Genomic DNA, 11978 nt, shown 5'->3' with positions numbered 1-11978 from the left:
GGCTACTTATTGGCTTGTTCTTTCTCGGCTCCATCCTTGGCTGAAAATTCACTTGTGCAGAATGGACAGATCAAGTTAACGTCCATATGGAGAAGGTCGTGCTCACAATAAAACCGGCCTGAACAAGAAACACAACTGACCCATAAAATTTGATCTCCTAAATTACCGCCTTTTCCCATATTCGGTTCCCCCCTTACCCTTTTTGCAGTACAGGCTTATGACTTGTTACATAGTTTTCCAGTTTAATGGAATTCATAACATCTGGCGGAACCCTGAAACGTGCCGGTGATGGGACTACTGTTTGCCTAGTTGCATCAATCATGACCTTCCATCCGGCCCCTTCATTGTAAAAGTGGTTGCGGGCCCGAATTCTTTGAATATCTTTTTCAGGATTCACGTAACTAACAGCCGCAAAACGGACATCCAACTCATTAAACGGGTCGATATCTTCGTCCACAACGGTAATCCATTGTAACTGGGAATCAAAACCAAATGCCGCCATGGCAACATTAAACGGCTCCCCCTCAGTCCGTTTTTTAATGGAGATATGACATTCCAAGCGGCAACAGCCGGAATATGGCATCTTTACAGCCCGGATATTACCGAACTGCTTTTGCAGCATATTGTAGAGACCTCCCTCTTTTGCTATGCCGCCAAGCAGCCAATGCTCGGGGTGTCCCGAAAAGATATCTTGTAATATTGCCTTTTTTCTTCTGGTAATCGCCTTAATATTGGCTAACTGACGCAGGCATTGCGGCTGATAATCACGAGTCACTTCGCCAAATGGGTCGACAATCGTCCGGGCTCCCGGCTGGATTTCTCCTTCAATTAGGATTTCGGCATCAGCAGGCACAAGAAAATCGGAGCCCCATGTTTCACTGGGAACAAGCCGAACCGATTCCTGCAAAAACGCACCAATGGTTGCATAGTCATCATTGCCAAAGGGGACACGTGCAGCTGCTCCTAGAGTAAATGCAGGATGATGGCCAATAATGCTGACAATCGGGGCTGCTTGCCCTCTTTCCTCATACTTTGTAAGGATCCGTTCCAAATGCGGGGAATGGATAGAGACACCCGCTAGATCGGCTCCTTTTGGAAAAACCTTTGTAAACGACACGTCATAAAATCCTTCATCCGGATCCTTCATTACAAGCATCATGGTTAATACTTGACTCAGATCCATTTCATAATGCCTGACAATCGGCAGCTGTAATAAGTCAATTTCCGCGCCCTTTTGAATAACTTCTTTCACAGGCGCTTCATACGGTGAAAGAATGACGGGCTGTATCTGTTCCTTTTCCCGCTTGGCGTAGGCCATGCTAACCGCCATGCCTCCTTTTGCCGCCTCAGCATCCCCTATTTGGGCACCGATTCTCTCTCTTGTGCCAAAAAGGTTGGAAACAACTGACATAGCTGTTTTTTCTCCATGATTGTCTACCACTTGGTTGAACCAAGGAATTCTCGTATCACCTTGTTGATCCATTTTTTCCAAAATAGCTGTAACCTCAAAGTTATGAGGAATGACCATCTTTTCAATCTCAACAAGCTCTGGTGAGCCTTTTATTTTTAATTCCTCCAAATAGCTTCCTAGACTTTTTGCCATTAGGCACCTCTCCTTCTATATCTTCTTATGATGATCTGTTATATACTTACTGAATATTCCGGCTAATACAATTATGGCATATCCGCTATATACTCACAAATTCATTATTTTAATTGAGGTTATAGAGAAAATTAATAGGTAAAAAAAAAGCCCGAAAACTGGGCTTATTTATTATATAATTTCCATGTTATATCGGTCATTCTTGCTTTTATTTTCTCTTGTAAATCAGAGCGAAAGATCAATACGATACTGGTCATGGGCGGTGCTGCTTCCAATGGCACTTCTACTAAACTTCCGGTCTCTATTTCCTTTTTAACCATGATTTGCTGAAGAAAGGACACTCCAAATCCCTTTTCCACCAGCCTTTTAATCCAAGCCAAATGATTGATCTCTTCCTTTCGGTATGTCGGGAGGTGATGTTTTTTAAAAAAATCATCAATCATTCTGCTGGATAATAAATGTCTGTCATAGATGTATATTCGCTCGTTCCGTAAAGAACTAATCGAAACATTGTTCCTTTTTGCAAGTGGGTGGTCAGGGCTTGCCACCAAAACGTTTCGTTGATCTGAAATATGTACAGTATTAAAATCCTTGAATTGTTCCACCTTTTCAGGGGCCATATACATAAAACCAATATCCACCTCATGGTTTCGAATTCCACTAATGATATTATGAAACATGTTATTCATGTGAATATTAATAGAAAAATCAATACCAGGAAAGTCCGTATAAAGGGCACTCAATATTTCAGGCATGATTTCAGCCCCCATGTGATTCGGACAGGATATAATGACTCTCTTTCTTTCCAATTCCTCATCTTGTATGGTTTCACACCCTTTTTCAATCAAGCTATACGCTTCTTCAAGATAAGGCAATAGCTTCTCCCCATAAGGTGTTAATTTTACCTTTTTTCCCTCTATTCGGTTAAATAATGGCCGATTTAATTCCTTTTCAAGTTGCTGGATTCTCACACTGATGGTAGGTTGGGAAATATAAAGCTTTTCAGATGCGGAGGAAAAACTGCCGGTTTCGACGATTTTTAAAAATGCCTCAATATATTTTAACTCCATAATTGGACTTCTCCTACTCTCCTTTTCTACTATTTTGCCTTTTTCTTTAAGAAAAATAAACTAATTGTTTTATTACAGAAATAATATTTTAGGCATTTTTAAAAAGCCTATCCATAATCACAAAGTTTTTTGGTAGATAAATAAAGCCCATAAATGTCCCCCCTCACTCCTCTAAGGCATATACTAACATACCGAAATTACCTAAAGGAGTGATGTGAGATATGGGATTATATATCAATAACAGCAAAAATATTAAAATCTATAAAAATAACCGTCCGATCCAGGAGCCGAATCAGGCATATGCCAGACGGGATTTTATGACGGAGCTAATAAACGAACAGTTAAATGCCAATGAGACACTCAGGCAATCCTTGAACGAACTGCAGGTACGGACGGCCGATCAGGAAAACTCCCAAAGAACAAGATGGAGCCAAATCGATACCCATCTCAGTGACCTGCGCCAAAATGACCAAATCCAAAAGGATGTTGACCAACAAATCATTCAATCATTACAATCCATTCAAGTAAAAAATGAGAATTTCCAAACAAAGTTAGAGTCCGAAGAACAGTTGAACAGAGATTTGCTCGACAAGGTTAACAGTCTATCGCAAACGATAGAAGCATTGTCGACAAGGCTTGCCAACTATGAAGAAAGCACCCAATATTTATCCCAGCAGATGAACGAACAGCTGGTTTTACAAAAGGAAGTCTCAGAGAAAATTACTGAACAAGAGGGATTCCAAGGTGAGGTATTAACCCGGCTTGATGCCCAGGAGGCCTTGGTCGATAAAATCACCCACCAGCTAAATCATATCCGATCGATTATTTTTGAACGGACGAATTATCTTGCAGCTAGAATCGAGGAAGGCTATAAAGTGACCTCTTCTTACGTTTACAAATTAATGACTGGTTCAGACAAACCATTAACCTTTTTCTTATTAAATCAGAAAAAGGAAGAGAATCACAGCCAATCTAACCAAGAAAACTAAAAAACCGTTCATGTCTCTCATTAGGCATGAACGGTTTTTTGCTTATACGCCCTTGTTAAAGGTATCAGTTAACACAGGAACGATTTGTTTTTTACGGGATACTACACCTTTTAGGGTAGCCGTATTGTTTTCAAGCGTTACATTATAGGCCTTTTCAACGGCATTTGCTTTGCTTCCCAGGGCCAATCCAACAGAGTCGTTGGTTAAAATGTCAGTTACCACAAACAAGAATAAATCGAGGTTCTGCTCAGAAATTTTTGCAGAAATTGCATTCTCTATCTCATCTTGGCGGGCAAGAACGTCATTGACATCGACCACGTTTACTTGGGCAATGGTTACTTTACTTCCGCCCATTTCAAAGCCTTTGGCATCAAGGCTAAGCAATTCTTCAATGGATTTATCACGGACATCCGCTCCGGCCTTCAACATTTCAAGACCATATTGGTCAGCATCCACGCCGGCAATGGCAGCCAGTTCCCGTGCAGCCGCCACATCTTGGTCTGTGCACGTCGGCGATTTGAACAATAAAGAATCAGAAATAATCGCTGACAACATCAGCCCTGCAATTTCCGGTTTGATTTCTTTGCCGTTTTCTTTATACATTTTATTTAAAATTGTGGCAGTACAGCCCACCGGCTCACAACGGTAATACAACGGATCACTGGTTTCAAAGTTGGCGATACGGTGGTGGTCAATGACTTCCAATACGCGGACATCAGCAATATCATCGGCGCTTTGCTGGCGCTCATTATGGTCCACCAAAATAACGGCGTTTACTTCATTGGCCACAGTTTCCACCAAACGTGGTGCCTCTGCTTTAAATTGATTTAATGCATATTGGGTTTCTCCGTTTACTTGACCTAGGCGGACTGGCTCCACATCAAAACCAAGCTGTTTTTTCAAATCCGCATAAGCAATTGCAGAACAAATCGTATCTGTGTCTGGGTTTTTATGCCCAAAAATAAGGACTTTTTCCATTTACTACTTCTCCTAACCATTTATATTATGTAGTATTGCTTATTCTTAAAAAGAATAGCCCTAAAGCAAATTATATATGAATCCAAGTAAGGATTCAAAAAAAAATTAATAGTTTATTTCCGAATCCAACTAAAAGCTGCCTACTTTGATTTCATTAAGTATCAAGAACAATCAACTTGTTTTCCTTATACACCAAAAAGGTACAACACACCCTTTGGGCAGTTGTACCTTTTTTTATACAAATCTTTCAATTTTCTATTGATTATTGCGGGATATGCGGCATATCTAAGAATTTTGGTATGTTTATCACATGTGTTTCAACATAGGCTAAAATACCTTCTTCACCATATTCACGGCCGATACCTGACTGTTTAACTCCGCCGAATGGGAATCTTACATCAAGTCCCATAATCGCTGCCGTATTAATCATCGTCGTACCGGCTTCGATACGGCGGGCAACCTGGATGGCATGTTCCGTTTCTCCCCAGACGGAGCTGGTTAGTCCATAAATGCTATCGTTAACGAAAGAGAGGACTTGTTCTTCATCATCGTAAGGAAGGATTGGCACCGCTGGTCCAAATTGTTCTTCCGCTACGATTCGGTCCTGATGATCCACATTTAAAACTAATGCAGGTTGAATAAAGTAACCCTTCTCAAAAACTTCCGGTTCGAGTATCTGTCCGAGTGATATCACCTCGCCACCATGGCTCTTGGCATCCTCTAGTAATCCTTTCACGAAGTTAAGCTGTGCCAGATTATTTACCGGGCCCATTGTCGTCTCTTCGTTTAACGGGTTACCGATTCGAATCCACTTATTTGCCGCCTCAATATATTTTTCCACAAACTGATCATAGATTGACCGATGGACATATACCCTCTTTGCGATCATACAAATTTGGCCGTTATTGAGAAAGTTAGCAATAACCATTCTGCGCATGGCTTGTTCATCGTTCACATCAAATTCGGGAAGTACAATGGCCGCATCGTTGCCGCCCAGTTCTAGAGTAATATTTTTCAGCGTATCGGCCGCTGATCTCATAATGTGCTTTCCTGTTTCAGTACCGCCAGTGAACGCAATTTTGGCCACTTTTGGATTAGATGTCATTTCCATTCCCACATCTGTTTCACCATGTACCAGATTAATCACCCCTGGCGGAAACTCTTCAGCCATTAACTCAATTGCCTTACTGACAGCGAGGGGAGCAAACGGGCTGGGCTTTAACACCACCGTATTTCCGGTAAGTAATGCCGGGGCAATTTTAATAGTCGATAGAGAAATCGGATAATTCCAAGGGAATATCGCGGAAACAACCCCCATCGGGTCATACGTGGTGATTGTTTTTCCTTGTTCATGTTCTTGCACTTTTTCCTGTAGAACCTGCTTAACGGTACTGCAAGCATATTCCATCCACAAGTTCGAAACGAATATTTCGCCATGAGCGTCATAAAGTGGTTTACCATGTTCACGCGAGAGAAGCTCAGAAAGTTCTACTTCAGCGTCCTTTAGCTTCTGGATCGCCCGCTGCATAAGAACAATCCGTTCATCTAGCGGGGTTTTCGACCAGGATTGGAATGCTCCAGAGGCAGCTTCTATGGCAGCTTTCGCATCTTCCCGTGTATTGATGGGGCCATAACCGACTATCTCTGCAGGGTTCGTGGGATTTTCACGAGAATATTGTTTTTCGGTTTTTACTTTTTCTCCGTTAATAATCGAGTGAACAACAAGTGGCTGATTTTCCATAGAATCTTTCCTCTCCATCATTTTATGGATCTCAATAAACTATTAAACGCTTTCATTTTAAGCGAAACTGCGACCAGTTGGACGTGTGACCACAAACTGCCCACAATCCCAATTCGGTGCTGTGGAATCTGTAACAGTAAATGTCTTCCTGATGACGGTATTTTAGCAGACAAAATTGATTAACAATTTTGTCTATTTAAATTATAAGCCCTCTCTGTTTACCGGTCAATAATATATTGGAAAATTTTGAATTTTGCAACCCCCATTTTTACTATAAAACGCTCAAATTTATAGGTGTTTGGTTGTATTCACTAACTTGATTGAAATAGTACCGACAGTTTTACGTTTTTCCATTTTGACGTCTTGAGTTCTTTAATCCAAAGTATGCTCTGCTGCTTCAACAAATGGCCAAGCTGGCAGCATACTAGAGAGCGGCTTGTCCTGACGGTAGCCAAGGACATATTCACCTTGCATGACAGTATGGATTTCCCGGGTTCCTTCATAAATAACCGGCGCTTTGGCATTCCGTAAATAACGCTCAACAGGGTATTCATTAGAGAATCCGTAAGCTCCATGAATCTGAACAGCATCGTTAGCTGCTTCAAGGGCATAATCACATGCTTGCCATTTGGCTAATGATGTTTCGCGGGTATTGCGTTTACCTTGGTTCTTCAGCCATCCCGACCGATACACTAATAACCTGGATTGCTGCAACCCTGCCTCCATTTTGGCAATCATCTGCTGGACAAGCTGATGTTTGCCGATTTCTTTACCGAACGTGGCCCGTTCATGGCAGTATTTGACGCTCGCCTCCAAGCAGGCCATGATTGTGCCGCATGCTCCTGCTGCAACGGTAAACCGCCCATTATCCAGGGCGGACATGGCAATCTTAAAGCCCTCACCTTCCTCACCAAGCAGGTTCTCCTTTGGTACTTTTACGTTTTCAAAAAATAATTCCCCTGTGTTGCCGGCGCGAATGCCCAATTTGCCTTTAATTGCCTTGGAAGAGAAGCCTTCCCATTGTCTTTCCACGATGAACGCGGAAATTCCGTGATGCTTTATGGATTTTTCCGTATAGGCAAACACTAAAAAGTGGTCTGCCACATCACAAAGTGAAATCCAGGTTTTGGAGCCATTGAGTATGTAATAGTCACCTTGTCTAACTGCGGTCGTTTGCATGGCCGCGACATCGGACCCGGCATTCGGTTCGGTCAGCCCGAAAGCGCCGACCTTATCACCTTTTGCTTGAGGAACAAGATATTTTTGTTTTTGCTGCTCGTTGCCCCATTGCAGTAAGGTCATACTGTTCAGGCCGGTATGAACGGAAACCGCCGTGCGGAAAGCTGTGTCGCCTCGCTCTAACTCTTCACAGACAATTGCCAGTGAGTTGTAATCCATCCCGCTGCCACCGTAGCTTTCCGGAATGCAAACCCCCATCAGGCCTATTTCCGCAAGACGTTTTAGTATGCTTTTCTCAAAATGCTGCTGCTCATCCCATTCTTTTATGTACGGCATGATTTCTTTATCGACAAACTGGCGTACCGTTTTTCGCAGTAATTCTTGTTCTTCTGAAAAAGAAAAGTCTATCATAAGTAGGTCCTCCCCCAAGTATACTAGCAAGCAAGTATCGATTACTTCTTGATAAGTAGAAATTGTTTCACTTATTGCGGCCATGTGTTCTGATTTTTCACTTTAACATAGTCTTTAACTGGTTCAAATCACTTTTATTTGCGAATGATCTCAGTTTATTTGCGATTTTTGCCTTCATATTTTCGAATCGTTAAAAACGCCATCTTCAATCGCTGAGACGAACATTATTTATAATAGAACCGCCCAGCCAGTACCATGAAGTACCGACTGGGCAACTAAAAAACTATTTAACTGTCAAAGGCACCACTTTTTGTCCAATCGCCGCAATCAATTCCGCCGGCATTGGGTAACTTACGGAAGCCGGGTCCTTCATGACAGCCGGAATCGTTTGCTGAAGCTGTTCTTCACTGATAGTAAACTCCTTAAAGTCTTCAGGCAGACCCACTTTGCGCTGTAGCAAGCGTATTTTTTCAATGACCTTTGCAAGTGCGGTTTCAGCCGTATCATCCTTCGCATCGACATTCAACGCTTCTGCCAATTCAGATGCTCTCGGCAAGTAAAGCTGGGGAACAAGCTCCATGACAACCGGCAGGAAGACCGCATTGGCCAAACCATGAGGAATCCGGAATAACGCTCCATAGGCGTGTGCCATATTATGCACCGGAATCGCATTAAGGGCAAAGCTGAACGCAGTGATTCCCATCAAGCTAGCCTGCAGTAAATCCATCCGGGCATCCAGATTGCCTCCAGCGGCAACCGCCACAGGCAGCTGCTTCTCAATCAGCCGAATGGCATGCAAGGCATACGCATCTGTCAGTCCGGTCGCTGTTGGCGAAGCAAGTGCCTCAATCGCATGTGTTAGTGCGTCAAACCCGGTGAAGGCGGTAATCCGCGGCGGCAGGCCAACCGTCAAGTCTGGATCCAAAATGGCCATATCCGCATTAATAAATGGATTGATAATATTTGTCTTCATCTGAATTTCTTCATTAAAAATAACAGCGATTGGAGAAACCTCGGACCCTGTTCCGGCAGTTGTCGGAATCGCAATATGAGGAATCGGCATAAAGTTTGCCTGCGGGAATTGCTCATATAAAAGCCCGCCTGGAATTGCCTCCTTGATATCTGACAGACCCTTGTGAAGAGCATATTTAACCCCTTTTACAGTGTCGAGCACGCTTCCGCCTCCAACCGCCAGCAAGCTGTCCGCGCCGACCTCGCGAGCGTACCTGACCGCATCATTGATACAATGGCTTTCTGCATCTTGAGCAATGTCAAGATAGGTCCCTGCTAATTGAGGGCCACTTCCATGACCCGTCAATTCAAAAATAGAAGCCACTTTCTCGACTACTCCTGCCTGCTCCAAGCCCCTGTCACTCAATAACAATACCCGCTTGGCTCCGAGGCCCGCAAATAGGCTTGGCACCATGGCCCGGGAATTGGAACCGCTATAAATTCCTGTACGTAACATGAACTGCGATAAGGTTGTTTTCATTCTTTTCATCCCTTCCTGATTAGTTTTGGCCAAATAAAATTCCGTACCAGTTCCTTCTCTCAAGCTCCGGAGTCATGGAGGTATGAACATGCTTCACCTGGGTGTAAGCATCAAGTGAATGGACACCCATTTCACGGCCGATGCCGCTTTGCTTATAGCCGCCGAACGGGGCATCACTGCGGAGCATATGCCAGTCATTAATCCAAACGACGCCAGCTTGAAGCTTGCGTGCCACATCATAGGCTTTATTGACATCGCGTGTCCAAACGCCCGCAGCCAAACCGTAAATCGTATCATTGGCCATCCGGATCGCTTCGTCGACATCAGAATAACGGATCACCGACAAGACTGGTCCAAAAATTTCCTCTTGGGCAATTTTCATATCATTCGTTACATTGGTAAAAATTGTTGGCTCAACGAAATGTCCTCCTTCACAGCCAGGAACAGTCACTGCATTGCCGCCGCAAACCAAGGTGGCCCCTTCCGCTTTTCCTGCTTCAATATAGGAGAGGATGGTTTCTTTTTGTTTTTTCGAAATAATCGGACCCACATCAGTGGCTGGGTCAAGCGGATTTCCGAGCTTAATTTTGCTGGCAAGTGCCTTAAGGCCTTCCACTACCCGATCATGCAGATGGTCAGGGACAAACAAGCGAGTGCCGGATTCACACAGCTGGCCGGAGTGCAAGAACACACCGAACAAGCTGCCTGGCAGGGCAATTTCCAGGTCGGCATCCTCTAACAGGATGTTCGGTGACTTGCCGCCAAGCTCCAATGTTGTCTTTTTAATCGTGCCTGCTGCAAGCTCCATAATTCTGCGTCCCACATCCGTAGAACCGGTAAACGCCACTTTATCCACCATCGGATGAGTAACGAGGGCTTCGCCCACTTCCGCACCTGGACCAGCCACCACGTTTATCACACCCGGTGGAACAACGGCAGAAATCAGTTCTGCCAATTTTAAAGTGGACAACGGGGTATAGCTGGCCGGTTTGATGACCATCGTGTTCCCCATCGCCAATGCCGGGGCAATTTTCCAAGTGGCAATCAACATTGGCAGGTTCCATGGTGTCACCGCTGCACAGACTCCGATTGGCTCGCGCCAAATAAAGTTGTGGGCCGGTCCCGGGAACGGCGGAACGGGCAATGTTTCTGAGTATGGATAGTCAAGAACAAATTTGGCCATCGTTTGGAACAAATCGACCATTTGCAGAATATCGCTGGCACCAATCCGCCGGACCGTACCTCCCGAGCTTATCGCCTCCAAGTATGCAAGCTCTTGGGCATTGGCTGCAATCTGGTGGGCAATCCTATTCAGGACATTGGCCCGGTCCTTTGGCTTCATGGTTTTCCAATCCCCTTGATCAAAGGCGCCCCGCGCTGCCTTCACGGCACGGTCAACGTCCTCAGCCGTCCCTTTTGCTACCTTTGCGACAAGCTCACCTGTGGCCGGGTTCACGACATCAAAGGTTGCCCCGCTTGCTGCCGGTTCCCACTTTCCATTGATAAAATGGGGAAATGTTTGTACCTCTACATTTACTGCCATGTCTAATTCCTCCTTCAAAGTAATGATGATTGCTGCATTCAAAATTACAATAAACAACGATTTTTTATAGAACCCCAATCTCGCTATCTGTTACTTTATAAATCTCCTCGATTTTCTTGCCTCTCGCACGGCCTAGTATTTCCATTCGAACCGCCAGCTGCTTCATGGTAAAATTCATGACTTCATCCGGGTCGCCGCCAAAGGAAGTGACGTCTTTCCCATCAAGCCCCTCCTGATTGATTTGAAGCGCAAGAGGTGCCAATTCGCCCATTTTCGCCGTCACAAGGTCATAGATAGAAGGATGTTCACAGATTAACCGCTGCAAAAGGAATGTGCCGTAACCGATGTGGCGGGACTCATCCCGTTTTAAATTTCCAATTCCCTCTAACAGTCCTGGCATAATCCCGGCTTTCTCTAGTGAATTATAGAAGGAGAAATATCCGGTCTCTGCCATAACCCCTTCGACAAACATGTTATAAACAACGGATGCTTCCGCAATTGCCTCTGGAGACTGGTCTGTTACCAATCTTTCCATTGTTTCCGGCAGAATCTCGTAAAATATCTTTTTATAAGTATCGGAGTGGAAATGAGATAAATCGCCTTTTTCTCCGATCGCATTCAATACCAATCGGAAGAATTCGGTATGCTTGGCTTCCTCAAATAAGAAGGTTGTAAGAAACATTTCTTCTTCAAGGCGTCCTTCCTTGGCAATCGCCATAATCAGCGGCAACAGGTCTAATGTCACCGCTTCTTCTCCAGCTTGAAACATGGCGATTAGCTTTAAAATGTCTTCCTTCTGTTCTGTATTCAATGTCTGCCAATCTTTTTGATCCTGTGAAAAGTCAATGTAAGCAGGATTCCAGGTTCCTACCCGCTTGGCTTTTTGATAGAGGCGGTACGGAAACGAATCTTCCAGCAATCCACGGGTGCTTGTAGTTAAAATCGTCCTTTTCTCCATTCATCATTCCCCTT

The 11978-nt window shown here is 44.1% G+C and carries 10 protein-coding genes; 1 reads left to right on the top strand and 9 read right to left on the bottom strand.

Going from position 1 to position 11978, the window contains the following annotated elements; genetic code table 11:
- Positions 1–2: 2 nt before the first annotated feature.
- The 3 genes from ACY8D0_RS06935 to ACY8D0_RS06925 form a co-directional block, all read right to left on the bottom strand.
- Complete coding sequence (locus ACY8D0_RS06935) at positions 3–179, bottom strand: hypothetical protein (RefSeq protein ID WP_462409741.1); 177 nt, start codon at positions 177–179, stop codon at positions 3–5.
- A 14-nt stretch (positions 180–193) separates the two neighbouring features.
- Positions 194–1603, bottom strand: coding sequence for a UbiD family decarboxylase domain-containing protein (locus ACY8D0_RS06930; protein ID WP_462409740.1), 1410 nt, complete (start codon positions 1601–1603; stop codon positions 194–196).
- Between the two features lie 164 nt (positions 1604–1767).
- Positions 1768–2673: a LysR family transcriptional regulator gene (locus tag ACY8D0_RS06925; protein WP_462409739.1), complete on the bottom strand. Its 906-nt coding sequence runs from the start codon at positions 2671–2673 to the stop codon at positions 1768–1770.
- A gap of 221 nt (positions 2674–2894) precedes the next feature.
- Here ACY8D0_RS06925 and ACY8D0_RS06920 point away from each other — a divergent pair, with 221 nt between their 5' ends.
- Positions 2895–3662, top strand: coding sequence for a hypothetical protein (locus ACY8D0_RS06920; protein WP_462409738.1), 768 nt, complete (start codon positions 2895–2897; stop codon positions 3660–3662).
- A 42-nt stretch (positions 3663–3704) separates the two neighbouring features.
- Here ACY8D0_RS06920 and ACY8D0_RS06915 read toward each other — a convergent pair whose 3' ends face one another.
- From ACY8D0_RS06915 to ACY8D0_RS06890, 6 genes are all read right to left on the bottom strand, one after another.
- The gene (locus tag ACY8D0_RS06915) at positions 3705–4640 is read right to left on the bottom strand and encodes a manganese-dependent inorganic pyrophosphatase (protein WP_462409737.1); all 936 of its coding nucleotides are present in this window, start codon (positions 4638–4640) and stop codon (positions 3705–3707) included.
- 262 nt (positions 4641–4902) lie between these two features.
- Entirely contained in the window at positions 4903–6381 is a 1479-nt protein-coding gene (locus ACY8D0_RS06910; protein WP_462409736.1) for an aldehyde dehydrogenase family protein, read from the bottom strand.
- Positions 6382–6753: 372 nt separating this feature from the next.
- Positions 6754–7971 carry an acyl-CoA dehydrogenase family protein gene (locus tag ACY8D0_RS06905; RefSeq protein ID WP_462409735.1) on the bottom strand — a complete coding sequence of 406 codons (1218 nt, stop codon included), beginning with the start codon at positions 7969–7971 and terminating at the stop codon, positions 6754–6756.
- Positions 7972–8254: 283 nt separating this feature from the next.
- Positions 8255–9463 (bottom strand): iron-containing alcohol dehydrogenase, encoded by a 1209-nt coding sequence (locus tag ACY8D0_RS06900; protein WP_462409734.1) that lies wholly within the window; start codon positions 9461–9463, stop codon positions 8255–8257.
- A 19-nt stretch (positions 9464–9482) separates the two neighbouring features.
- Positions 9483–11006 carry an aldehyde dehydrogenase family protein gene (locus ACY8D0_RS06895; RefSeq protein WP_462409733.1) on the bottom strand — a complete coding sequence of 508 codons (1524 nt, stop codon included), beginning with the start codon at positions 11004–11006 and terminating at the stop codon, positions 9483–9485.
- Positions 11007–11070: 64 nt separating this feature from the next.
- A complete protein-coding gene (locus tag ACY8D0_RS06890) occupies positions 11071–11964 on the bottom strand; it encodes a R2-like ligand-binding oxidase (RefSeq protein WP_462409732.1) in 894 nt (297 codons plus the stop codon).
- Positions 11965–11978: the final 14 nt, after the last annotated feature.

The sequence above is a fragment of the Neobacillus camarae genome (assembly GCF_054950115.1).
Note: the sequence above shows the minus strand (reverse complement) of the source record. Positions and strands in the feature narration are given on the sequence as shown.